21 protein-coding genes and 1 pseudogene are annotated in these 24715 nt (G+C 53.3%); 11 read left to right on the plus strand and 11 right to left on the minus strand.

The window, feature by feature from the left end; translation table 11 throughout:
• Nucleotides 1–195: 195 nt before the first annotated feature.
• Entirely contained in the window at nt 196–1452 is a 1257-nt protein-coding gene (locus tag AC2FNE_RS16530) for a flavin-containing monooxygenase (protein ID WP_496805819.1), read from the plus strand.
• Between the two features lie 26 nt (nt 1453–1478).
• Here the strand turns inward: AC2FNE_RS16530 and AC2FNE_RS16535 are convergent, their stop codons facing one another.
• Nucleotides 1479–2381 (minus strand): LysR family transcriptional regulator, encoded by a 903-nt coding sequence (locus tag AC2FNE_RS16535; RefSeq protein WP_170608954.1) that lies wholly within the window; start codon nt 2379–2381, stop codon nt 1479–1481.
• Between the two features lie 159 nt (nt 2382–2540).
• On the opposite strand from AC2FNE_RS16535, the gene AC2FNE_RS16540 reads away from it, so the two are divergent.
• Nucleotides 2541–2951: a GFA family protein gene (locus AC2FNE_RS16540; protein ID WP_496805820.1), complete on the plus strand. Its 411-nt coding sequence runs from the start codon at nt 2541–2543 to the stop codon at nt 2949–2951.
• Between the two features lie 32 nt (nt 2952–2983).
• Entirely contained in the window at nt 2984–3178 is a 195-nt protein-coding gene (locus tag AC2FNE_RS16545) for a DUF1059 domain-containing protein (RefSeq protein WP_170482033.1), read from the plus strand.
• Nucleotides 3179–3574: 396 nt separating this feature from the next.
• On the opposite strand, the gene araD is transcribed toward AC2FNE_RS16545, so the two are convergent.
• Entirely contained in the window at nt 3575–5308 is a 1734-nt protein-coding gene (gene araD, locus AC2FNE_RS16550; RefSeq protein WP_496805821.1) for an L-arabinonate dehydratase, read from the minus strand.
• A 197-nt stretch (nt 5309–5505) separates the two neighbouring features.
• On the opposite strand from araD, the pseudogene AC2FNE_RS16555 reads away from it, so the two are divergent.
• Together AC2FNE_RS16555 and AC2FNE_RS16560 are read left to right on the plus strand one after the other, a co-directional pair.
• Nucleotides 5506–6213 (plus strand): annotated as a pseudogene (locus AC2FNE_RS16555) (IS6 family transposase).
• Between the two features lie 250 nt (nt 6214–6463).
• Nucleotides 6464–7459 (plus strand): lipoprotein N-acyltransferase Lnb domain-containing protein, encoded by a 996-nt coding sequence (locus AC2FNE_RS16560; protein WP_496805822.1) that lies wholly within the window; start codon nt 6464–6466, stop codon nt 7457–7459.
• 96 nt (nt 7460–7555) lie between these two features.
• On the opposite strand, the gene AC2FNE_RS16565 is transcribed toward AC2FNE_RS16560, so the two are convergent.
• On the minus strand, nt 7556–8701 hold the full coding sequence (locus AC2FNE_RS16565; protein WP_170482471.1) for an alpha/beta hydrolase: 1146 nt from the start codon (nt 8699–8701) through the stop codon (nt 7556–7558).
• A 370-nt stretch (nt 8702–9071) separates the two neighbouring features.
• Entirely contained in the window at nt 9072–9830 is a 759-nt protein-coding gene (locus AC2FNE_RS16570) for an SDR family NAD(P)-dependent oxidoreductase (protein ID WP_170482468.1), read from the minus strand.
• A 1110-nt stretch (nt 9831–10940) separates the two neighbouring features.
• On the opposite strand from AC2FNE_RS16570, the gene AC2FNE_RS16575 reads away from it, so the two are divergent.
• The 3 genes from AC2FNE_RS16575 (at nt 10941) to AC2FNE_RS16585 (ending at nt 14034) form a co-directional block, all read left to right on the plus strand.
• Complete coding sequence (locus AC2FNE_RS16575) at nt 10941–12251, plus strand: arylsulfotransferase family protein (RefSeq protein WP_170608839.1); 1311 nt, start codon at nt 10941–10943, stop codon at nt 12249–12251.
• A 169-nt stretch (nt 12252–12420) separates the two neighbouring features.
• The gene (locus tag AC2FNE_RS16580) at nt 12421–12639 is read left to right on the plus strand and encodes a hypothetical protein (protein ID WP_170482463.1); all 219 of its coding nucleotides are present in this window, start codon (nt 12421–12423) and stop codon (nt 12637–12639) included.
• A 378-nt stretch (nt 12640–13017) separates the two neighbouring features.
• Entirely contained in the window at nt 13018–14034 is a 1017-nt protein-coding gene (locus AC2FNE_RS16585) for a sulfotransferase (RefSeq protein WP_170608837.1), read from the plus strand.
• Nucleotides 14035–14166: 132 nt separating this feature from the next.
• Here AC2FNE_RS16585 and AC2FNE_RS16590 read toward each other — a convergent pair whose 3' ends face one another.
• The 7 genes from AC2FNE_RS16590 to AC2FNE_RS16620 form a co-directional block, all read right to left on the minus strand.
• The gene (locus tag AC2FNE_RS16590; RefSeq protein ID WP_170482454.1) at nt 14167–14310 is read right to left on the minus strand and encodes a tannase/feruloyl esterase family alpha/beta hydrolase; all 144 of its coding nucleotides are present in this window, start codon (nt 14308–14310) and stop codon (nt 14167–14169) included.
• 283 nt (nt 14311–14593) lie between these two features.
• A complete protein-coding gene (locus tag AC2FNE_RS16595) occupies nt 14594–15961 on the minus strand; it encodes an FAD-dependent oxidoreductase (RefSeq protein WP_496805823.1) in 1368 nt (455 codons plus the stop codon).
• On the minus strand, nt 15945–16811 hold the full coding sequence (locus AC2FNE_RS16600) for an isocitrate lyase/PEP mutase family protein (RefSeq protein WP_170608834.1): 867 nt from the start codon (nt 16809–16811) through the stop codon (nt 15945–15947). The genes AC2FNE_RS16595 and AC2FNE_RS16600 overlap by 17 nt, the downstream gene beginning before the upstream one ends.
• Entirely contained in the window at nt 16808–17428 is a 621-nt protein-coding gene (locus AC2FNE_RS16605) for a cysteine hydrolase family protein (RefSeq protein ID WP_170608833.1), read from the minus strand. The genes AC2FNE_RS16600 and AC2FNE_RS16605 overlap by 4 nt, the downstream gene beginning before the upstream one ends.
• Complete coding sequence (locus tag AC2FNE_RS16610; RefSeq protein WP_496805824.1) at nt 17429–19489, minus strand: hydantoinase/oxoprolinase family protein; 2061 nt, start codon at nt 19487–19489, stop codon at nt 17429–17431.
• A complete protein-coding gene (locus AC2FNE_RS16615) occupies nt 19486–21180 on the minus strand; it encodes a hydantoinase B/oxoprolinase family protein (protein ID WP_496805825.1) in 1695 nt (564 codons plus the stop codon). The genes AC2FNE_RS16610 and AC2FNE_RS16615 overlap by 4 nt, the downstream gene beginning before the upstream one ends.
• A complete protein-coding gene (locus AC2FNE_RS16620; protein WP_170608830.1) occupies nt 21177–21743 on the minus strand; it encodes a tautomerase family protein in 567 nt (188 codons plus the stop codon). Before AC2FNE_RS16620 ends, AC2FNE_RS16615 begins: the two co-directional genes overlap by 4 nt.
• 148 nt (nt 21744–21891) lie before the next feature.
• Here AC2FNE_RS16620 and AC2FNE_RS16625 point away from each other — a divergent pair, with 148 nt between their 5' ends.
• From AC2FNE_RS16625 to leuD, 3 genes are read left to right on the plus strand one after another with little or no spacing between them, the layout of a single operon-like run.
• Nucleotides 21892–22695: a GntR family transcriptional regulator gene (locus AC2FNE_RS16625; RefSeq protein ID WP_170482436.1), complete on the plus strand. Its 804-nt coding sequence runs from the start codon at nt 21892–21894 to the stop codon at nt 22693–22695.
• A complete protein-coding gene (gene leuC, locus AC2FNE_RS16630; protein WP_496805826.1) occupies nt 22692–24098 on the plus strand; it encodes a 3-isopropylmalate dehydratase large subunit in 1407 nt (468 codons plus the stop codon). Before AC2FNE_RS16625 ends, leuC begins: the two co-directional genes overlap by 4 nt.
• Nucleotides 24098–24709 carry a 3-isopropylmalate dehydratase small subunit gene (gene leuD / locus AC2FNE_RS16635; protein ID WP_170608828.1) on the plus strand — a complete coding sequence of 204 codons (612 nt, stop codon included), beginning with the start codon at nt 24098–24100 and terminating at the stop codon, nt 24707–24709. The genes leuC and leuD overlap by 1 nt, the downstream gene beginning before the upstream one ends.
• Nucleotides 24710–24715: the final 6 nt, after the last annotated feature.

The raw sequence follows: 24715 nt of genomic DNA on the forward strand, positions 1-24715 counted from the left end.
GCTCCTCTCTCGCTGATGACATCACCTGCACTATGGCGCATCGCGACGCCGATGGAGCAGGAGCCATCCACACCATCTGCAGAGCGGTCGCTCATGTCGCCGCGCAGCGAACGACCACTCTGAGCCCAGAGCGGACATTGATACGTTGAAGCAACTAGCTGTCGCCGATAGGGTTTCATAGAGAGGTTTGCTGTTATGTACACCCTGATTGAAACTGTAGTTGTAGGAGGCGGGCAAGCTGGTCTTTCCGTCAGCTGGCATCTAAAACAGGCTGGTCTTGATCACGTTGTTTTGGACCGCGGGCAGATTGGCGATACATGGCGTAAACGTTGGGATTCGTTCTGTCTTGTCTCTCCTAACAAACTCTGCCGACTTCCGGGTTTCCCTTACGAAGGGGATGATCCTGATGGTTTCATGCTCCGCGATGAGATCGTTAACTACATCGAAGACTACGCAAGAAGTTTTCATCCGCCTTATCGAACGGGTGTAGAGGTGACTAGTATTCAAGCCAGTTCGGGACCGGGCCGGTTCGAGTTGACCACATCGGACGGCTTACTCAGAGCTCAGAACTTAATAGTCACCGTTGGCACTCATCAACTCCCGAACATACCAAATTGGCACTGCGACTTACCTTTAGGAGTTACGGGCATACATACATGCGACTATCGCAACTCTGCGAACCTTCCGGACGGTGCGGTGTTCATCATTGGCAGTGGCCAATCAGGGTGTCAGGTCGCTGAGGACCTGCATTCATGCGGTCGCGATGTACATCTTGCGGTGGGCAGTGCGGGCCGCATCCCACGTCGCTATAGGGGTCGCGACATTTTTGAATGGGACTTGGCGACCGGGTACATGAACATGCCGGTAAAAGATCATCCCAAAGGAACTGCTATCCGGTTTAAAGCCCATCCACATCTCTCTGGACGCGAGGGTGGTCGTACAATTGATCTGCGCCAGATGGCGCTGAGCGGGATCAAGTTACACAGCAAGGTTGAGGGTGTTCAAGGCGGGTGCCTGGCTCTGGCGGGCGGGCTTGAAGAGACACTCAAAGCAGTGGACGATGTGTGTAACGCGGAGATGGAGAGCATCGACAAGTTCGTTGCGGAGAATGGATTTGATGATCCTAAGGAAGTTGTTGTCCCGACTAACTGGCAGCCCAAACCTGAATCACCATTCTTCGACTTGGCTGCGGCGAATATCTCGACCGTCATATACGCAACAGGGTTTCACCGCGATTTTGGATGGATCGACTTGCCAGTCTTCGATGAGAGTGGCTATCCCCAATATGAGCGAGGTATTACGGAAATAGCAGGCCTATACTTCTGCGGACTTCATTGGATGCATACACAAGGGTCAGGCCTGTTTTACGGCGTGGGCGAGGACGCGGAGTACGTAGTCAATCACCTGATTTCCAATTCAAACAAACAAGGTGAACGACAGCATCAAGCCTAGCTTGGATCGAAGATTTGCAACTTTGACTAGATCAATTTTTGAGAACTGTGCGCGGATACAACTTGAGACTGAGAAATAAGCCAGTTGACGAACACCTTAGCCTCGGGACGCTGAAATTCTGCCTGCGTCTGGATGTAGTAGACGCCGAAGAGTGGCTCAGAGAACAATTCAATCATCCGACCAGATGACAAATCTTCTTCAAAAAAAGCTCTGGCAGAATACGTGATACCGTCACCCCGGCGAACTGCGGTCATGATCAGGTTCCCCGGCATGTGGTTAATGGTCAATGGCTCGGCAGGAACGACCCCGTGATAGGTAAACCAGTCAGCCGCTTCGTTAGTGCCCAGTTCCTGTAACCAGGGCAATTTCGTTAGAGAGGCCGGATCACGTAGGTCTTGGCCTCCCACCAATGAAGGCGCACCAATTACGACCATGTCCGAGACAAGGACAGTGTCTTCCTCTTTTCTTGGCATGCGTCTATCGCGATACCGAATGGCGACATCGATACCACCCGGGAGTATCTGTACCAGCTCCGAGGTTGGGTTCAGCATTAGAGTGATCTCTGGGTGCTGGCGTTGAAACTCTGCCATTCTCGGCAATAGCCACTCCACTGCGAACGCCGGAGACATAGTTACTTGAACGGGACGGTGCGCTGCATGTTCCGCCAGTCGTTCGACACCCCTTCCGATAATTTCAAAGCCGATACCCAGTTCGCGTGCAAGAATGATGCCTGGTTCTGTCAATTCAATGCTGCGCCCACGTCTGGAAACGAGAGCTACACCCAAATGCTTCTCCAACGATTTCACCTGTTGACTGACTGCCGCTTGGGTCACGTTCAAGCGTTCAGCCGCCACGGTGTAACTTCCAGCTTCCGCAACCGCTGAGAAAGCGCGCAAAGCGTTCATCGGGGGAAGGTGCAACCAATCCATACAGTAGATTTTCTAATGTTTAGTTAGACTATTTGAGTCGCATGATATCGGCATTCTTGACATTATTCACGGTGAAATCTGTTTTGGGATTATGAAATATGAGAGCAGACGCTTCGTTATCGATGTCAACCTAGCCGCAAGTCATGAGAGTTTGTTACGATGGAAAAACTTCAAGGTGGATGTTACTGTGGAGCTGTTCGATACCAGATAGCAAACCCACCGGGGTGGTCGGGTCATTGCCATTGCCGTTCATGCCAAATGGCTCTTGGCGGCGCCTTTGTAACTTGGGCTAAGGTAGCCGCCGAAGACTTCGCAGTTATCAAAGGCGAAATCCAATACGTTGAGAAAACTCCGGGTATTCGCCGCGGGTTTTGTCGTGACTGTGGAACGACGTTGACCTATGCCGCCCTAAATGAAGTTGAGGGCCAAGACTGGAGCGCTGACGCGTGGTTTTCTGCTGTGACGTTGGATGACCCATCGATTGCACAACCCAAAGCCCATATTTTTGTTTCACATCAGCAGCCATGGATAAAACTTGACGATGGGCTGCCGACGTTTCCTGAGTTCTGAATAGCTTTCTTGCGCAATAGGAGGAGAATACGATGGACATTGCCTATTCATATGCCTGCAAGGATTGCGAGGGCATGGAAGCCTGCCCTGGAAAAGTGGTTGCAGCGACCAAGGACGAAGTATGGAAACTCATGGAACTGCACGCGGTGGTCGCACACGGAGAAGATCCCAGCTCGTGGGACGCCGACACTCGAGAATATCTGGGAACATTGATTAAACCCGCTTGATCAATTCTGTGGAGCATCGACACTCAACGAAATCTCGGCCTTGAAGCTCTGTTTGAATCGCTTGTCGGCGAGCGGCGACTTTGTTGCGAAGGACAGGTTTGGTCTGCCAACCAGCTAATCATGCACACTGCTGGGATCGGCAGCTCTGAGCCCAACTGGGACGTCCGTCTCAAGCGCAGTATTGGACAGGATGGTCGGAAAGCGGTCGTTCGGTGTCATGTCCCGACGCCAGCTATGCGGACAAACTTTTCATTGCGCTTGGTTTTTCGAAGCCCCGTGACTTTGGTTTCGTCCCAGCCAGAAAAAATAGTTCAAGGTCTTTCCGATCGCATTGCGCGTCCTTTGATGCTGTTGGAAATCGAGGCGAACCAGCCAAGACGCCACAGAGTGCGCGAACTAGAATATGTCCGGTTCCGGCACCGGCCCTCCGAAATTGCGCCTGAGGAAGTCGAAGTCACATCCTTTGTCCGCCTGTTCAATGTGTCGCGAAAACAACCAGCCGTATCCACGTTCATATCGAGGTTCGTGCGGCGTCCATGCGGCGCGGCGGCGGTCGAGCTCGTCGTCGGGAACTTTCAGGTTCAACGAGCGGTTCGGCACATCCAACTCTATGATGTCACCAGATTCGACGAGCGCCAGCGGGCCGCCAACAAACGCTTCTGGTGCTACGTGGAGGATGCACGCTCCAAAGGATGTGCCAGACATGCGAGCGTCCGATAGGCGGACCATGTCGCGATGACCCTGATTCAGCAGGGCTTGCGGCATCGGAATCATGCCCCATTCCGGCATTCCAGGACCACCTTGCGGTCCAGCGTTGCGCAGGATCAATACCTGATCCGGCGACATTGGATAGTTCGGGTCTTCTATGATTGACTTCAGCTCGGGATAGCTGTCTGCAACTATCGCCGGGCCGGAATGGGTCATGAATTTCGGATCCATCGCGGCAGGTTTAATAACTGCGCCGTCCGGGGCTAGGTTTCCCTTAAGCACTGCCAGCGAACCCTCATGATAAACAGGATTGGACAGGGGGCGAATAACATCGGGATGATAGTTGCGAGCGCCTTTAATGCCTTCCCCCAGAGTTTTTCCAGTAACGGTTGTCACGGATAAATCCAGCTTCTCACTCAGTTCGCGCATCAACGCCTGCAAACCACCCGCATAGAAGAAATCTTCCATCAAGTAATCGGACCCGGAAGGACGGATATTGGCGATGACCGGGGTCGAACGCCCGACCTCGTCCAAATCTTCCAACGTCAGCGGCACGCCTGCACGCCGCGCCATTGCGATCAGGTGGATGATTGCATTGGTTGAACACCCTGTGGCCATTGCCACCATCACCGCGTTTCGGGTGCTGGCAGGTGTCATGATTTTGTCAGGGGTCAGATCCTCCCACACCATGTCGACGATCCGACGACCACAGGCAGCGGCCATGCGTTTATGGCCAGCATCAGGCGCAGGGATGGAGGAAGCGCCGGGCAATGTCAGTCCCCAGCCATCGGCGATTGACATCATTGTGGCGGCGGTTCCCATCGTCATGCAGGTGCCGTAACTTCGCGCGATGCCACTTTCTATTCCATGCCAATCTTCCTTTGAAATGTTGCCTGCGCGCCGTTCGTCCCAATACTTCCAAGTGTCGGTGCCTGACCCCAACTTCTCCCCGGCATAATTGCCGCGCAGCATGGCGCCCGCTGGCAGGAAAATGAAAGGCAGCCCCATGGAAACTGCCCCCATGACCAAGGCCGGTGTAGATTTGTCACAGCCCCCCATCAAGACGGCCCCATCCACCGGATGCGACCTTAAGGCTTCTTCCACCTCCATCGCACCCAGATTTCGGTAAAGCATTGATGTCGGTTTCAAAAATTGCTCAGCAAAGTCCATGACCGGCAACTCTACCGGCATCCCGCCAGCCTGCAACACACCGCGTTTCACCCATTCGGCCCGGTCGCGTAAGTGGTGGTGACACGGGGATAGGTCGGACCAGGTATTCAGTATCGCGATAACCGGTTTGCCCTCCCAGTCTTCATCGCACAACCCCATCTGGCGGGCACGGGAGCGATGTCCCATCGAACGCAAGTCATCCGGCGCAAACCACCGCGCCGAGCGCAGATCTTTGGTTGTCTTTTTGGTCATCAGTGCACCTCTATTTCGCGAAACCTTGCAGAAATAAACAAAGGGTGTCGAGTCCGGTCTCGGGTCTTAATTTTTGATTCGGCCCGGCCATTCCGCGATTTCTGCATCCGATTGCAAAAATCTGTTGACGCAGGTGGCAGAGTCTTGTCAGAAGAACTTTGCTAGAGCGGGGCAGGGGGTTTGCGTAGCGTTGGAGAATGACCAAACCTGCCTCCTTCAAGTACTTCAAAACCAGTCCCGAGATCATCCGCCTGGCCGTGATGCTTTATGTCCGATTTCCGCTTTCGCTTCGAAATGCCGAAGACTTACTTCACGAACGCGGGATCGATGTCAGCCACGAAACCGTCCGATTCTGGTGGAACAGGTTCGGCCCAATGTTTGCTTCTGAGATTAGACGCAAACGGGTCCAGCAACTTCGTGCATTCTCGAAATGCAAGTGACACTTCGACGAGGTTTTCGTGAAGGTCAATGGCAAGCGGCACTATCTTTGGCGGGCTGTCGATCATGAAGGCGAAGTGCTGGAAGCGGTTGTCACGAAGCGCCGAAATAAGGCTGCAGCACTGAAATTCCTCCGGAAATTGATGAAGCGGCACGGTTGCGCCGAAGAGATCGTCACAGATCGGTTCGCTCCCTACAAGGCTGCACTTAGAGAAATGGGATCGCTCGAAAAACAAAGGACGGGTAGGTGGCTCAACAATCGCGTAGAGAACTCGCACCTGCCATTCCGACGACGAGAACGCGCCATGCAGCGTTTCAGGCGTATGCTAAGTTTACAGAAATTCGTATCCGTCCATTCCTCCGTTTACAGCCACTTCAACCAGGAAAGATCGCTAACCAGCCGAGACACCTTCAAACTGACACGCACCGCCGTTCTTGCCGAGTGGCGCGAACTTGGTGCGCCATAAAGGACAGCGTCACTGGCCTAACAGAGCTAAGTTCGAATTCGTCTGACAGGACCATCTGATGACTGGCATTGTGTGCGACGGTCTTCATTGAACCTGCACCGAGCCCAAAGCCACCCCGCCGGCAAAAGCTGCTTTTCGGGGTTTGCTGTCAAGATTGGTTTCAAAGATTCCATGATTATTTTGGTTTAACAGCCGAAAAAGCCTGTTCTAGACAATTTACTTACCTAGACGAGGATCCGTATTGTTTCACATGATCCGAATTTTCCGATTTCTACTGCTCGCACTTCTCTTTCTTATTTTCGCCTATGCAGTTCTTTGGGGCACGCTGGCGCTGTGGTACAAGCTGCCTGGGTCCGAGCTTATGGTCCTGGGCTTCGCCGCAAGTTTCGCCGCGTTTGGAATTGGCACGCTTGTTGCATTCTTCACATCGATGCGTTGGCGATTTTTTGCGGCGTTTGTAGCCGCTTTAATTGCAGTTAACGTTTGGTGGAATTCACTTGTCCCTCCGTCTGACGGAAATTGGGATCCAGAAGTGGAACGACAAGTAACAGGAATAATCAATGGTGATATCCTGACTCTCCAAAACGTACGGGCCTTCAATTGGCGAACAGAAGGTGATTTTGATAAACGTTGGGTGACGCGAACATATGATCTGTCTCAGATCACAAGCACCGATTTATTCATGTCGTATTGGGCTGGGCCAGAAATGGCGCATTTTATGCTGAGTTTCGGCTTTGCGAACGGGGACTACTTAACTTGGTCCGTCGAAGTTCGTCGTGAAATCGACAGCACGTTTTCTCCTGTCGCAGACTTCTTTAAGGCACATACTATTTCTGTGATCGCCGCCGAAGAACGCGATGTTGTGGGTCTGCGCTCAAACATCCGGAAAGAACGCGTACAACTGTTTAGGGTTGATCGAAATCCAGGTGACACTCGTCTGCTAGAAGCCTTCGTGGCAGCTGCAAATGAAGTTGCAGAGAACCCACACTGGTTCAACTCCGTTTTTACGAACTGCTCTCGTTCTGTTGTATTGCTGGCGCGTCATGTCGGAATAAAATTACCAATTGACTTTCGCATAATCGTCAACGGCTATTTCCCAAATTACCTCTACGAAATGGGTGTGCTGAACACCGATTTTTCTATCGAGGATTTGTACCGACTTGGAGATATTACGGAACGTGCCTTAGCAGAGGGGTTAAGCGATAACTATTCAACATCCATAAGGTTAGGAGTGCCAAAGCCTTGAATTGGGTAAAGACCATAGCTTCTTCGGGTAAAGAGCTTCTTTCGACGAGGCGCAAATAAACACACGTGCTTTCGCCGATTTGGAAGTGTAAGGAAGTCAATCCGCAATAATTCTGATTGGAACGCCGGCCAACATACCGCCAAGACTGCCTGCAGGGACATCAGGGTTGAGCTGGCGAGCCTTCAACCCTCTGCCTATGAGCTGCACTAATTCCGGAGATCCAGCAAATTTTGTGTGGCTTCCTGCCGCAGAGTCATCGACTTGGCTAAGGTCGATGACCACAACGCCCAAATCTTTCAATTGGGCCAAATCAGACGACCCAACACGTTCTACGCCGCCCGACAATGTACGAGAAATTCTGAGAATTCGATCATCTTTGGCAACCAACACGAAAATACGAGAGAAGTCCGTTTCTATTTGCCTTAGTTGCGAACGAAATAAATCAATATCTATGTCCGGCGAAGCTAAAACTACTGAACCTAAACGACCGGTGCGATTAAACCGGCCACTTAAGTCCGCCTGAACGATTCCTTCCATTACCAACAGCGAACCCATGGAATGCGCGAATATATCAACCGTGCGAGCGTTCGTTCTTGCCACGATTTCAAATGTCGGCTTTAGCTTTTCTCTGGCCACCAAAGCGCTGTTCAAATCATAAACGTACTTTGCGGGCTTAGCTCCTGAGGCCCAAGTGAAAAGTATAGGTATACCATTGAAATTTGTGTCCTCTACAAACTGCGCCATGCGAAGCACCGCTTCGCTTGTTGTATTGTTGTATCCGTGAACAAAGAACATAATTGTTCTGTCTACAGGTGCGCGTTTCGAAAGCTCTCGATTTATATCCTTCACAAATGCTGAATCGGTTTCGTAAACAACCGGGTCGATTACTGCGAATTCTTTTCTAGGATCGGGAGGCAGCCGTTTCGGTGCCTCCAACTGCCCAGGAACATGAATTGGTGGAATAGATACGACTACAGAAGCCAATCCCACCTCTGGCGCGCGTTCATCGTTGTAAAAAACGTCTACAACATCCGATGCTTCTCTGGTCGTCATAATGAAGATTTTCTGACGACTCGCGTCGGCAATAGTTGCGGTCGGAAGTTTGGGATTATCCACACCGATTAAGTCAGGTGTGCGACCGCAGGACGCAACTAGAACAAATATCATCAGCGCAGTAAGTATCGGGTAAGTGCGGACACCAAAATTGATCTGAAAAAGTTTTGTTGGTTTTCTACGGGCCATAAATTACCGTGTTTTTGGCTTTTGATTTTCAACATCTCACACGTTTTTACAGAAAACGTTTTTTTGCCTAATTCAATACGCCGAATCCGGTATGCGCAGCGAGATACAATTTAATTAACCTGAAATCATAAAGTGTCGTCAACAAAAGCGTACTCTCGTACACGCGTATTAAACTCACCAAAGGTTTCGCCTTCCTCGACTCCAACCTGCTCGCTTTTGCGAGGACTTTCTATAATCCAGGCGAAATCGGGCGTTTTTTTTGGGGCCATGGGTTGTTGCGCTGCTTTGACCGCCATTCTGAGTGCTCAATTCCAGATTTTAACCTGCCCATAGCGGCTCCCCGAGCGTCGCCATGCTAAGCTATGTCATTTTAGATCGATCCGCCCTCCACCATGTAGTTGTTCGCCGAACACATCGCAGCATCGTCTGACGCGAGGAAAACTACCATACGGGCCACATAAACAGGATCGATCAAGTCAGGCAGGCATTGTCGCTCGCGCTGTTTTTCCAAAGCTTCTGGTGTTGCCCAGAGTGCCTTTTGCCTCTCTGTCATGATCCAACCGGGCACAACGGTGTTTACGCGGATGCGGTGCGGGCCGAGGTCCCGCGCCATTGTCCGCGTCAGCCCATGCACGGCAGCTTTGGCTGTTGCGTAGGCCGGAAACCCTCCGCCAGCTTCCCACCAAGAGTTTGATCCCATGTTGATAATTGCGCCTCCCCCGGCGGAAATCATGTCTGGGGCTACCGCCTGAATTGCAAAAAACATGTGCCGCAAGTTGGTATTCATACGCTCATCCCAATAATCGGGTATTACATCGGACCAGTCATGCCGATCGTCCCGCGCGGCATTGTTAACAAGCACATCGGCAGGCCCAATTCTTGATCTGAGTTCGCCAAGACCAGCGCGCAGTGCATCGATATCGCGCAGATCGCACGTTTGGTACGCCAGTTCTCCAGCTATTGTTTTGACGATATTTTCGCTGGAATCCTTATCCATGTCGAGAAAGCCGACGCGACATCCCTGTACGGCGAATGCTGAAACGATTTCTGCTCCGATACCTGAAGCGCCGCCTGTAACAAAAACGGTTTTTCCTTTTAGGCTTGGATAGGACGCAAAGTTGGAATTCATACTTCTCACCTTTTTACCCGTGCGTCTGGAATGGGTCATCAAATTGACGTGCTCATGCACATCCGAGTGGCATTCGAATAGCCAGTAGATGTCTTCTACAGTTCTGAGGTCGATAACAGCAACAGCACTTTCTAAGTGTGCAGGATAAAGAACCGTCGCTTGCTTCTTTCGACAGCTTTGGTTGAAGTTGAAACATCCGACACCAGATCAAAAAACGACCGTTGTCAGGAAAAGGCTCGATTGCATCGCGAGCGGTTATAAGAATTTGACCAAGCGGGCAGCCAAAAAATCGCTGGATCTACATTGGGTGGCTTTGTCCGCATAACAGCCTCTCACGCCGATTCTGACAAAAGATTGCTGTGAGCCCAAAGTGGCTTCTGCGGGGCCATTGTCATCAAGAGGCAAATCCGGCTTAATTTCCGGATTTATACTACTTCCCGTTTCGACATTTTTTCAGTCGACCGAGGACGCTTTGGAACTGTAGCAAAGATGGAGGTTTGTCGCCTTTGCCGCTAAGTCAAGGTGAGAGTCATTTAGCAAGAAGCGGGCCTCACACAGTTTTCTCTTAAGGCAAACAGTAACGAACAGGCTCCTTGGTAGCGTGAATATTACCTTGCGAGAATGTTTGATGATAGATTAGCGGTAAGGGGGTTGGAAAGGGAGCAGCCAAGGTAATTTAGGAAGAGATTGAAGCGGGCCGTACGCAGAAAAACCTCGACATCGTGAAATTACCTGACAGGCGACAGGTTCCGCACGATGTAGAAGCTTTGATCGGAATTTAGAAGCTTGATTTCTCTAAGATGTAACAAGTTGACCCGAGTACACTTCCTGATGGGACATCAACAGAATTCGAGGGGGAATCCAAAGGACCTGACTTCTGATGCGGTTTTGCAGATAACTAAACAGGCACACTTTCTCATTGTTTATTGTCGTAAATCGCGGACTTCACGCCGATAAAACTCTGGTAGGCGCGCGAAACTGGCGCATCATCGCATCAGCAAGAAACTGATTAATACTCGGTGATCGGCCGAGCTTGTCTATCACCCAGAATTACCCAAGCATAAACCCCTGAGCGATCCGGCAAAATGGTTTTTATCTGAGGAGCTATCTATGATTTCTGTACGACTTGCGGTGTCATGGCTGATCTTTGTCGTCGGTTTTGCATGGGGAGTGGCGATGCTCCAATTACGTATTTTTCCCTACTCCATTTATTCGGAAATTCGGACGTTTATCACTGGTGGACTGGGGGAAGATTCCTCGCCTTTCGACAAACTGGCGAATGATATCGGCTTATCGCCAAGCCGCTGGACACACGAGTTCGATCACACAGCGACGGGATTCACGTATCGCGAACTTGCCGTTCCGGGTTTAAACAAGCGCCGGGACCAGCCCCTGATTTACATTTCCGATGCCGCTCCTCGTGGATATCGCATTCTGTTCGGAGCATTCGATTTCGACCAAACATTCTGGGGTGCCGTCCTGATCGGGCCTGACGGAAAACTTGTCCAGACCTGGGAGTTGAGCACGGACGAACTCCCGACATCGCGTGTGCCGGCCAACCGTAAAAACATGTATGGGGTGAACCTCAGGCCTGACGGTTCGATCATCTTTACAATGCAAGAAGACGGCGGCGGCATCATCAGCGTTGACTGGTGCGGACGCCGTAAATGGGCCCTTGAGGGGGTCTACCACCATACGGTCAGCCCGGACGATAATGGTGGATTCTGGACATTCGAAGGCAATCAGGGTGATTTTGATCATATATTGACAAGGATTGACAGTGAAAGCGGAGAAGTGCTGCAGCGCGTTGATATGGGCGAGGTCCGGCGTCAGAATCGCCATATCCATATCTTTGATCTGCAACGCCAACCCGACGTTTGGGACCGCGTTCACGGCAATGATATCGAAGCGTTGCCCATGAACCTGGCCGACAAGTTCCCGATGTTCTCACCTGGTGATCTGCTGATAAGTTACCGTGTGCCAAATCTCGTGTTCGTCGTTGACCCTGATAGTGCGAAGATTCGATGGTGGCGTATCGGCCCGTGGGACCGGCAGCATGACCCAGATTGGAACGTGGACGGTCGCATCAGCGTTTATTCCAACAATGAGCGCGGTGTCGGTGATTTCTCGACCATAATTGCCATCGACCCGGCCACATATGAAACAGAGGTGCTTCTCGATGGCGAGGACTACAATTTTTTCAGTGCTTTCAACGGAATGCATCAGCGGTTGCCAGCGGGCGGGCTGATCGCGGTCAGCGCGCATCAAGGCCGTATTTTCGAGGCCGATGCAAACGGGCAGGTCGTCTTTGACTTCATCAATTCCTACGACGCGGATAAGAAATCGACCTTGCATGTCGCAGATGCCTACCTCTTGCCAGACGGATACTTTGACTTTGATACCCCGCCCACATGTAACTGAAGGGCTTAGTCCTGTGCCTAGGGGTATCACTGAATGTTGGTTCTGATCGGCCGCCATTCAGCGAATTTTTGCATTAGAAAACCGTAATGTGATCACAGTGTTGCCGTACTTATGGATTGAAATGCTCAGAACGACCAAGCTGAATTCAAAGCTAACTGGAGGCATAGTAATGAAAAAGTTTGTGGTCCTTATGCTAGCGCTCGCGACCGTCACAGTGGCCCCTTCTGCAGCATTCGCCTATGTTGGTCCCGGTCTCGGAGTTGGCGCCGTGACAGCGGTTCTCGGAGTTGTCGCTGCCCTTCTGATGGCCATTGTCGCGCTCGCCTGGTATCCTTTGAAACGGCTTCTGCGCCGTCGCAAACCTACGGCTACCGGACCCCAAGGGTGACCCTAATTTTGGCATCTGAGCTCACGGCGCTTACCTTGATAGGGGTAGTAACCGGGTTCTTGGCAAGATCGATGCCCCTCTGGTCGGTTTTTTCTTTCACGAATGAAGCGATCGGGAAGGGAATGCGCGTCATGCTGCGCTCTTCCGTTTCAGACCATTGGAAAGAGAAAGTCTTGCTGACCTGTGCAGTCCGCTGTCTGAAAGGTATTGCCGCGCTTTTCGCATGTCTCGCACTGATCTGCGCCGCCGCCTTATGCATTATTCTTCTGTTCTATCCATTACTGCCAGAGCTCATGAGCCGTCTGTTCTACCCCGTGGGTCTACTTTTTACTGCGCTCGGGACGATGTTTTATCTTTTGACACCCTGCATTTTACGACATGTCTGATTACGGTACCGTTGATCGTCTGCTGCATCACCTGAGCCTCGCTCATCCTTCAGTGGGTGAGGTTGCCTTCGCGCTCGACCAGATGCTCTTCAGCGCAGATCCGGTCGAGGCCGGACACCACGTATATGTAGCAGGACTTGCCCGAGCTGGTACGACCGTGCTGATGCGCCGTATTCACGACAGTGGAGAATTCCGGTCACTGACTTATGCCGATATGCCCTTTGTACTTGCCCCCAACCTATGGCGATCAATTCGGCAATCGCGATCTAAAGTCGTGCATTCAGGTCCCCGCGCACATGGAGACGGCATCATCGTTAATAGTGAGAGCCCGGAAAGCTTCGAGGAAGTTTTCTGGCGAACCTTCGCTGGCGCCAGTTTCATAGCTCCATCGCACCTTTCGCCGCACGACCCGGATCACGATTTGATCGATAAATACCGCAGTTTCGTCGCCTCAGTCCTGCGTACGGGAGATACAAGCCGATACCTTTGCAAGAATAACAATAATATACTGCGGCTATCCACAATCAGATCAGCTTTTCCAAATGCGACGATCCTGATCCCGTATCGCAATCCCATTGATCAGGCGTCTTCACTGCTGCGACAGCATCTCCGCTTCAAGTCCTTGCAGCAGGCCGATGCTTTTACCGATTCATACATGAAATGGCTTGTGCATCACGAGTTCGGTGGCGATCATCGGGCCTTCGCGGTCGGACGCGAGTCGGCGTACGCGACTGATACACTCGCCTACTGGGTCGACCAATGGTTGGCCGTCTACGGGTGGCTGCAGAAGACCGCGCCGAAAGACGCACTTTGGGTGCGCTATGAGAGCCTTTGCGAAAAGCCCCAGTATTGGGATTTGCTGGCCCAAAAGTTGGAAATACAACATGATAACGGTTTGACCGAGTTCAATCGCCCACCCCCGCGTAAGCGCGATCATGCCATGGACTTGCCGGACGGGCTTCTGAAGATTGCAGAAGCGCAATATCAGGACCTTCCTCACCTCGTATGATTTAACAATCCAGTTTACCTGCCGGTTTTAACCGGTACAAAGTGTTCGCCCAAAGAGGAAGCCCAACGACTCGGCACCGACGCCCGTGCCGTGATGTGCTTTGCCTTAGATTTCCAAAGTTTCGTGGATGGCCTATGCCGTCACCACTTTCTCTGGCGACAGGCGGTCGTTCGAAGACTGTGCGCTGCATTCGAGCTTGGTTACATCGAAAGGGCATTCCCTCGGGTCGTTCAGGATGCCGTCTGCGAGCCCGTCGAGGGCGTCGCACTCAGCCATGATGGTGCCGCGCCTTTAACAGAACATTTCCTACGCCAATCTTGGATCCACCGTTCCATGCTTCAGGGCCGAGCAATCCAGATCGACAAACCAATTTTGCTTTCTGTTTACGAGAACTTAGAGTGGGTCCGTTCGAAACATGGCAACTATAACCGGCTAAACAGAATACACCGAGTAACTAAATGTTACGTATTTGGCTTGCTTCCTGGGCTGCGACCCGACGAAACTGTGTCACCTCTTACAGCTAGACAATTTCAAGTTTTCAGGATGCATTATTTTGATATCAAGTATTCCGCCCTGCTATTCGACCTAACACAACGGCACTCAATAAGCCATTTCCGGACAGGTATCCGCTGTCACCCCTGCCAGAAACGCCTGTAGCCGCCCCGCCACCTGCGTAGAGGTTGGTGAAAGCAGTGCCGTCAGCCTTGAGGACGCGCGCAGAGGAATCGACGCGTAAACCTCCTTGGGTATGAAATAAGGCACCAGTTACACGTACGCCCTTGTAAGGGGGCGTTAGAGGCGTCTTATTGAAAAACCTACCGAATTGATCGGTGCCGTTGACAGGAATTTCCCGAATGGTTTGTTCCAAAGCCGCGGGTGGTAGGGCCAAAGCCTTCGCAAGTTCTTCAATTGTTTCAGAGGATTTAATAGCGCCTGAAGTTTCTGCGCGTCTGAAGTCTTCAAATTGGCCAGCAATGGTGGCAATGCGACCGTCGAAGATGGCGAAAGCCTCTCCATCGGGCTGAGCCAGTACTGCACGGGCAGCTTCAGAATAGCCTTGCGACTCATTCCAGAAACGGTGGCCATTACGGTTAACCTGCACACCACCTTCTGTGATTACCGCCCATGTTATCAGGATGCCATGTGGGTGTGCGACATTGCCGTGACCCTGGTAGGCACTCAAATTTCGAAGCCCGGCACCAAGCGCTTCTCCCCAAAGAACTGCCTCGCCCCGGTTGCCGCTGTGTCCGAACCAGAGCGCACGTTCGATCTGCGGCATATGCTCGGCCACTAACGCGCGATTCCCACCGAATCCGTTACACGCAAGAATAAGGCGGTCGCAGGCAATGGTTTCGACATTTGCATCCGGACCAGCCACTGCAACACCCAGAATCTGATCCTGATCTAGGTAGAGCGTTATCGCGCGACGATTACAGATAATGTCCAAATCTTCACGCTCGCAAGCGCTGCGAAGAGCGTCGATCAACTCGCCGCCCGACCGCGACGGTAGCCCGTGCATCCGTCGACGAGAGTGACCGGGATAGTCAAAATCCGTAACAATCGAAAAGGGCAGGGCATGGCGTTCACACAGCCAATCGATGACTTCGGCGGCGTTGTTGGTCAATAATTCGACCAGTGCTTGTTCGTTTTCGTTATATGCTTTGGTCTGGATATCACGGGCAAAGCGCGCGGCATCATCCGTGATCCCTGCGGCCTGTTGGATCTTAGTACCTGCAGCCGGGATCAACCCGGCTGACAAGGCTGTCGACCCGCTGGGAACAGGATCAGCTTCGATGACCAGCAAGTTCTGTCCCGACTCTGATGCCGATAAAGCGGCTACCAAACCGCAAGCACCCGCGCCGATGATCAGAGTGCCGGTCCTGAGATCGAACCGTTCCGGTGGGGCATTCTCAACGTTGGGTGTCATCGTAGCGGGCCCCGGCATCCAGCATCTCGGCTGTTCCGATGACTTCGTTCAGACCGTTGAAGTCGAACATGTTCTTCGCAAAGGGCTTGTTTGAGCCGTTCGCAGCCAGACTCTGATAGTATGACTGAGCAGTTTTTGCCAAAGCCCGAACGATCCCACCAGGGAATATTACGATGGAATAGCCCTGCGCCTCCAAATCATCGGCGCCAAGAATCGGTGTTGCGCCACCTTCAACCATGTTAGCCAAAAGTGGGACACGGGGAGCAAATTGATCCGCGATGGACGTCAGTTGTCCGCGGCTCTGCGGAGCTTCGAGGAAGAGGATATCAGCACCCGCCTCCAGATATGTTTCTGCCCGGTCGGTCGCGGCGTTGAAACCCTCAACGGCAATTGCGTCTGTTCGGGCAATAATCAGAGTGTCACTTCTGGCGCGCGCGTCGACCATCGCCTTGATCTTCCCAGCCATTTCCTGCGCAGGGATAAGTGATTTGTCTGATAAATGTCCGCAGCGTTTCGGATAGGTTTGGTCTTCAACTTGCAGTGCCGATGCACCGGCACGTTCATATAGCCGCATGGTTCGCTGAGCGTTCAGTGCGTTACCAAAACCGGTGTCAGCGTCGATGATAACAGGTAACGAGACCCGATCTGCGATCAGGGTCATCGTGTCTGCCATCTCGGACGCAGTGGAAAGCCCGATATCGGGACGGCCCAATCGAGTATATGCGACGGCTGCCCCGCTTAGATAGAGGGCCTCGAAGCCAGCTTTTTCAGCCAAAGAGGCCGTCAAACCGTCATACACACCCGGCGCAACGAGAATCTCCTTCTTTGAAAGGCGGGATTTGAGGTTCATTTGGCTCCCTCCATCCACGTCATCATCTGAGCGCAACTCCGCTGGTGAGTGACCGTGCCAAGCGAAAGAATTGTTGCCTCATGTACCTCCTGCCGAAATGCGGCGCATCCGTCTGTTAGCATGACGGTTTCGACATCACGCAGATGCGCATCCCGCAAAGTCGAGGCAACACCGCCATTGGTTACGATGCCCCCGACAATCAGATTTTCAATGCCCAATGCGCGCATCAGATATTCCAGTCGTGTCTGGTAGAAGGCAGAGTATGCCACCTTTTCGATGACGAAATCACAGGGTTGCAGTGTATCGACCAAGCTGTGACCAAATCCTCCCGGCGCAAAGTCACCTTTGGTCAAGAACGGGCGCAATTGCTTGAGATGCGGTGCAATCAGAGGTTCGCCATCGCGGTCCGGTACAAGAGTAAACTGTGCGGAAAAAAAGCGCCCGCCCGCCGCTTGTAGCCTCCTTGCCAAAGGAGCGATGCGTTCTGGAAGTGCTGCAATTTCTGGGGCCGATTGTCCAGCTCGGCCATAGGCACCTTCAGGATGGATGAAGTCGTTCTGAAGATCGATGGTCAGCAACGCCGTCTTTCGCGGGTCCCAGGTTCCTGGATCGCTCATTCAGTCCTCCTTTTGCGGTTCGATGATCGTGTTGCCAAAGGCGTCCACGCGACCCTGAAAATCTGGTTCGATCAGGACTGTAGTGTCCGGTTGCGTCAGGATGGCTGGACCTTTGATTGCAGTGCCAACTGGCAAAGACAAGCGATCATAAATGGCGGTGTCATACCAGGCGTGCCCAAAATGAACCTTCCGTATCGCCGAGGGTGCAACGACGCCTTCGGTTTCGGGAGCGAGGGAGGTGAGATCGAACTTCGGCCGTTTGCCTGTGACTGCGCTGCGCAGGTTCAGTATCCGTCGCACGCCGTTGTTCAATAGCCTTCCATAGGTAGCATGATAAGCTGTATCAAAAGCCTGTTCGATGTCGGCCTTGCTGGGCGCAGTGACCGTACCGTTTGTCTGCGTAACAGTTAGTGGCACCGGCACGGTATGAGTTTGTCCCAGATATGCCATGTCGAGCTCGAATGAAATCTCAAGTCGGTCAAAACTGGTCCGCGATGCACCAAGCAGTGCCATGCCCTGATCCACATGCTCTTGCATAAATGCGCCCAAAGCAGCTTCGTCCAACTGTGTGACCAGGGTATTGACCGTTTGTACGAAATCCTGCCGCATATCAGCGATCACACAGCCTAACGCCGAGGTGACCCCGGGAAAACGCGGAACAATGGCGCGGGATATCCCCACTTCGGCCAGCATTGCCCCGGCATGTAACGCGCCGCCGCCGCCGAACGGCATGAAGACAAAACGTTTGGGATCAAATCCACGCTCAATGCTGACAAGCCGGATCGCTCCGGCCATGCGTGAATTGGCGACGCGCAGGATGGCTTCGGCCGCCTCGAGTCTGGACAAGCCCAGTAGTTCGCCCACATGGACATCGATCGCATTTCCTGCGGCCTCTACGTCCAGCCGTTCCAGTTTGCCGCCAATGGGATTTTCCGGATCGATACGACCAAGCACAACATTTGCATCCGTTACAGTCGGGCGATCGTTTCCCATACCGTAAGCCACCGGGCCGGGATTCGATCCAGCGCTTTCAGGGCCGATGTTCAGCAGTCCTCCCTTGTCGACCCAAGCAATCGAGCCGCCGCCCGCGCCAATGGTCGTTATCTCGATCATCGGGTTGCGAACAACCATGCCAAAATCGATTGAGGTCTGAGCTGACAACATCGTCTGTCCCTGGGAGATCAGCGAAACGTCAAAGCTGGTACCACCCATATCCCCCGTAATGACATTGTCGAAGCCAGCGGATTGCGCGATATAACCGGCGGCGATGACGCCTGCTGCCGGACCGGACAGCGCCGTGCGTACCGGAAGGCGGGATGCAGTGTTGACGCCCATGACACCGCCATTGGATTGGACAATCATGAATTCGCCATCGAATCCGTCGGATTGCAGGGCGTTTTCCAAGCGGGTCAAATAGCCTGAGACTTCGGGCTGCAGATAGGCGTTCAGTGCCGTGGTCGAGAACCGTTCGAATTCTCGGATTTCTGGCAGAATTTCTGAAGAGGCGGACACATGCGGATTTGGCCAGATTTCACGCACCGCGGCGACAGCGGCGACTTCGTTTTCCGGGTTGGCATAGGCATTGGCAAATAGGATCGCGACGGCTTCGCACCCCTGCTTCAGTAATTGCTTTGCGGCTCTGCGTACGGAATCCAGATCAACCTGCGTGCGAATACTGCCGTCTGCCAGCGTGCGTTCCGGCACCTCTAGCCGGTCGCGGCGATCCACTACGGGTTCAAAATCACCACGTAAGCCCCAGGTTCGCGGCCGATCTCTGCGGCGCATTTCCAACACGTCCCTCAGGCCCTCAGTACAAATCACACCAGTTCTGGCACCTTTGCGTTCCAGCAGGGCATTGGTGCCTGCTGTAGTGCCGTGTACGACAACGGAGATCTCTGACAGATCGTCGACCTCGCGTCCGATCCCGTCAAGGAATCCGCCCGACTGATCTGGGCGTGTGGTGGGAACCTTGGCGACGGTCGCGCTGCCATCTGCTTCGTTCAGAACAAAGACATCCGTGAACGTGCCCCCGACATCCACACCGATCATGCGTCCGGTCATGGCGTCACTTCCCGCCACGCGGTGCCATACACCTGATCCGCCCGTTCGTCGCTGACCAGTCCGCGCGCCACGTCCCTGGCGATGGCCTCTGAAGAGCGGCTGTTTGCGGCGCCATATCCACCACCACCGGGTGTTTCAAGGCGAACGGCTTGTCCCTGCTTCAATTTGATCCCCCTCATTTTCGAAACCAGAGGCGGTGCCTTCCAGCCATCGTCCTGTTCGTAGGTGAAGACATTCATCGCCCCGTTCCCACCTTGGGCGATACCCTTTGGAGGAAACTTGCCACGTTCGCCAAACAAGAATGCCTCGGCGCCGTTTTCCTCGAGCACTTCAATCTCATAGACAGCGCCAAGTCCGCCGCGGTGGGCGCCGGCGCCAGCGCTGTCGGTACGCAAAGCCCATTTACGAAACATAACCGGATAGGCTGCTTCAAAAATTTCCAACGGCGGGATCGTCGCCGTCGAAATCGGCGCGTTGCCATGGTTTAAGCCGTCGCTTTCTACAGACCCGCCGTGACCCCCGCCGTAAAAACTAAACATAACCCATGGCTGCCCGTTTGAACGTTTACCAGCGATGGAAAGCGCATTGATCGTGCCGTAGGCATTGGCGACAACCCGATCCGGTGCAGCCTTGGCAAAGGCGGAGAACACCACATCGATCATCCGCAAAATAGTCTCTGTGTATCCGCCTGTTGGGGCGGGGAAATCAGCGGACAACAGACTGTCTTCGGGCACGATCACTTCGATAGGGCGCATAACCCCTGCGTTAGCTGGCAGCGACGGAAAGACGTGTTTGATTGCGACATAGGCGGTTGCCACAGTCGTGGGTAGGGCGATATTCACCGGCCCAGCGCATTGCTGAGATGAGCCAGTGAAATCAAGCACCATTCTATCCCCCTTTATTTCAAGCGCCAGATTGATGCGAAGCGGAGCATCGATGATACCGTCGTTGTCGAGGAAATCCTCGGCTTCCCACCGGCCATCTGGTAAGTCCTGCAACTCAGAGCGCATGAGCACCTCGGCCCGATTGCTGAGCGATTCAAGAGCGGCCGAAACCGTTTCGGCCTCGTATTCGTCCAACAACTCGTCCATCCTCCGGACCCCAAGGTCCAGGGCGCCCAGTTGCCCATTCAGATCGCCCATTGCTGATTGAGGCAGACGGGTGTTGCGCAACAGAATATCGATAATATCCTGATTAACCGCGCCCTTGCGCGCCAACTTTACAGGCGGTAGGACAAAGGCTTCTTGAAACACTTCTGTTGCAGCCGGGTTGTAATTTCCGGGAACTGCACCGCCAACGTCATGCCAGTGCCCGACCGACGCGAGAAAGCAAAACAATTTGCCGTTGCGGAAATATGGTCGCACCAATCGCATGTCAGACAAATGCGTGCCACCTATATGCGCATCGTTAAAGATATAGATGTCGCCATCTTCCAGATCTCCGTCAGATGCGGCTTTCTCGATCACCGCTTTTACGGCAAAAGACATCACACCCACAAAGATCGGTAATCCGGATTTGCCCTGAACCAACGTATCGCCGGTTGTTGCAGAATAAAGCCCGTGGCTGGCGTCATGGGCCTCGGCAATGATCGGGTTGAAGGCTGCTCGAAACAGAGTCGCGTCCATTTCGTCGGCGATTTGCTCCATGCGGCCCGCCAGAACCGAAAGAGTGATCGGGTCAATTTCGCTCATGACTGCGCCCTTGTTTCTGCAATGTCGTTCCAGACATCCTGCCGTGCGATCAGATTGTTCTTAATCTCAAACCGGTCAATGAAACGGATGCCTTCAAATGGTGTCCCATCCGTCCATTCACCCGATAACGTACCCCTGCAATAAACGATCGCTGCGTCGTCATTGCTTTGCATGGCATCAAAGCCTTCGTAAGTTTTTGCAATACGGCGGTAACGGGTCGCGGCCCAGTTCTTGAGCTCGACCAAATCTCGCATAGGTGCCGCGCCGGGGAATTGCATAACGAAATTCGGGGTCAGTCTTTTGTGTGCGTTTTCAAACGCACGGTCGCCCATTTCGGACAGAAATTCGCGTACGATAAGTTTGGGGTCTTCTTTCGCTGGAGCCGGCCGTCTGGTCTTGCCGCCGCGATAGTAGTTCTGATCGGAAATGTCGTGGATCAGAACAGTCACAAGTTCCGGTGCAGCGGGCAATACGAATCGTACCGCATTAGTCAGAGCCTCGCCAAGTCGTTGTTTTTCTTGCGTGCTATAGCCACTGATCACATGCAGTTCGACAATCGGCATGCAAAAGATCCTCCTGTATAATGTATTATTTGTAATACAGATTTGGAAAATAATGTAAGACTATTTTTGGAGTTGCAATAATACTAATGCTTGATTTTCCAAGTGTCGGATCTACGATTGGAATCGCTGTGAAAGGGGGAATCATAGGGTGAACAAGATCAATGGGGCCAATCTTCCCGACGGGACAAAGGCGCAGCGCGTCTACCTGTATCTGCACGATCAGATCACGGAAGGTCAGCTTTCAGCGGGTGAAACCCTGCCCGGTGAGCAGCGGCTAGCCGAGAAGTTCGGGGTTTCGCGCGTGACCGTTCGGCGGGCGCTCGACACTCTTTCACGAAATGGTTTGATCGAACGTCAGGCAGGTAGCGGCACTAGGGTTTCTGGTCAATCCGCCCTCGGAGCGCCAGCAGCAATGGACTTCAACACGCTGATGCCGCAGCTGGTTGAAATGGGGCAAAGCACCACCGCGCGGCTTTTGTCATTTTCATACGGCAAAGCACCGGATGTGGTGGCGCTTGCGATGGGGTTGCCGAGCGATCAGCAAGTACAGATTGCCACAAGGGTGCGCCTGACTAATGATGTCCCATTTTCGCATCTGACGACTTATGTGCCGGCTTTGATTGCTCGCAACTATTCGGAAAGCGACTTAGCGACTACACCGCTTTTTAAACTTCTGGAACGCGGCGGCGTACAGATTGAAGAAGCGCATCAGACCGTTTCCGCGACGTTGGCGGGTCCTGACGTGGCCGAGGCATTGGGCGTCGCCGTTGGATCTGCCTTGTTGTCGTTGAAACGGATCGTTCGAGACGTCGAAGGCAATGGGGTCGAGTATCTTTCTGGTCTGTATCGCTCTGACATGTTTCGTCTCGAGATGCCTTTGACGCGCGTGGGAACCGGGTCAGCGCGGCATTGGGAACCTGCTATCGGGCGCAGCGAGGAGGTCGGTGAATGAACGCACCCCGCACCATGCTCGACAAACTCTGGGCTTCGCACGAGGTTTTGAGGCGCGAGGATGGTGTGTCGCTGCTTTGGGTTGATAGGCATCTTGTGCACGAAGGGTCGCATCATGCTTTTGCCAAGCTATCGGAACGCGGCTTACCGGTGGCTGAGCCGCGCCTAACCTTTGCGGTGGTAGATCATTACGCGCCAACAAGAAACCGAGAACGGATCGCCGATCCAAAGATCGCCCGGATGATCGAGACCTTGCGGAGCAACGCGTCTCGTCACAAACTTAGGATTTTTGATCTGAATGATCCGGCACAGGGCATTGTGCATGTGATCGGACCAGAGTTGGGTCTGACTTTACCTGGACTTCTGATCAATTGCGGGGATAGCCACACATCCACACATGGTGCATTTGGCGCATTGGCATTCGGGATCGGAGCGACGGAGGTCGCTCATGTGCTGGCGACACAAACAGTCTGGCAACGAAAGCCCAAGGCGATGCGCATAGTCGTCGATGGTAATTTAGGGTTCGGCGTTACGGCCAAGGACATTGCACTGAATTGGATTGCGCGTTTGGGCGCCGGTGGCGCGCAGGGCCACGCAGTTGAATACACAGGCCAGACTATCCGGGATTTGTCGATGGAGGGGCGCATGACACTGTGCAACCTCTCAATCGAAGGCGGGGCGCGGTTTGGCATGGTGGCACCGGACGAGGTGACTTATGCCTATCTAGAAGGTCGGGATTACGCGCCTTCAGGTGCAGTCCTTGAAGGTGCGCGACGTGCATGGCAAGGACTTGTGACAGACGAAGGCGCAGGTTTCGACCGCGAGGTCACGCTGAGCGCCGCTGAAATTGCGCCAACCGTCACTTGGGGCACCAGCCCAGAGCAGGCCCTGCCCATATCTGCCAAGGTTCCGAGCCCAGAACTTACTGACCCAGCCAAATCAAGCTCGGCCCGCGATGCGCTGGAATATATGGGTTTAGCGCCAGGGCAACCCTTGGACGGAATCTCGGTTGATCAAGTCTTTATCGGCTCCTGTACAAATGGCCGCATTGAAGACCTTAGAGAGGCGGCTTTGGTGTTATCAGGGCGCCGGGCGATTGTGCCGGGGCTCGTCGCACCCGGGTCCGCGCGGGTTAAGACGCAGGCTGAAGAAGAGGGGTTGGACAGGATCTTTCGAGATGCTGGGTTGGAATGGGCCGCTTCAGGCTGTTCAATGTGCGTTGGCATGAACGGAGATGTTGTGGCTGAGGGTAAGCGCTGCGCATCCTCGACCAACCGTAATTTCCGCGGACGTCAGGGACGTGGCGCGCGAACGCATCTGATGTCCCCGGCGATGGTCGCTGCAGCAGCCGTAACAGGCAAAATTACTGATGTCAGGCCGCTTTTGCAGGGCAGGGCCGCGTGATGACGGGGTGGAGCACACATAAGGGATCCGCGTTGGCTTTGGCGGTAGATAATATCGACACGGATCAGCTGATCCCGGCGCGTTTTATGTCTGTCCCGCGCAGCGAAGGGTATGGCCGGTATTTATTGCATGACATGCGGCGGGACGATGATGAGCAATTGTCAGCAGAATTCCCGCTGAACCGACATGAAGGGGTCAGTATTCTGATCGCCGGGCATAATTTCGGCAGCGGATCTTCGCGCGAAGCGGCGGTTTACGCGCTGGTTGACGCCGGCATTCGCGCGGTCATCGCGAACAGCTTCGGTGACATCTTCGCCACCAATGCCATTAATAACGGTCTGCTGCCAGCACGGGTTAACGCTGAGAAGGTGACGCAGCTACAGCAGGCGGTGAGCGATGTTCCGGGAGAACTTTCGATTGATCTTACCGAGAACCGACTAACTCTTGGAGAAATAACGGCGACATTTGAACTGGACGAAGGATGGCGTCTGAAGCTGATCAATGGCTGGGACGATATCGATCTAACCCAACAGCACAATCATGCAATAAGCGCTCACAGAGACAAACGCACCAAGACCACTCCATGGGCGTGGCCGACTAAACCGGATTAATTCACG

Source organism: Ruegeria sp. YKSD179 (assembly GCF_059612885.1).